This window comes from Parendozoicomonas verongulae (assembly GCF_009711465.1).
Classification (GTDB): domain Bacteria; phylum Pseudomonadota; class Gammaproteobacteria; order Pseudomonadales; family Endozoicomonadaceae; genus Sansalvadorimonas; species Sansalvadorimonas verongulae.
Genome location: NZ_SMME01000615.1, coordinates 1,711 through 2,024, shown reverse-complemented (window position 1 = coordinate 2,024; position 314 = coordinate 1,711). Strand labels below are relative to the sequence as shown.

At 55.1% G+C, this 314-nt stretch carries 1 protein-coding gene; it reads right to left on the bottom strand.

Translation table 11 applies throughout. The features are described from left to right. Positions 1 to 314 (bottom strand): type I restriction endonuclease (locus tag E1189_RS01895; RefSeq protein ID WP_155158387.1); only part of this gene is annotated, 314 nt, incomplete at both ends.

Sequence of the window (314 nt, the reverse complement as noted above, 5' to 3'; positions counted from 1 at the left end):
CAGGGTGGTCGTCCCAGAGAAAAATATCATTGCCGTTGGTGTAGAAGATCACCGGACGCTGGCCGTGTTTTTTCTCCAGCCAGCTGGCATAGAGTTTGGCCTGCTGGCGACCTTTCTCAGCGTTGGTGTTAGTACGCTTGGCTTCCACGACGGCCATGGGCATACCTTTGGCGTCCCAGAGCACATAGTCGGCGTAACCGTCTCCGGTTTTGGTGGGTTGTTCTTTGACCGGTTCTTCCTGAGTGACCTGTGCAGTGTCCTGCAAGTTTTCCCCGACATCCCATCCTGCGGCAATAAGCTGTGAGTCGATCAGG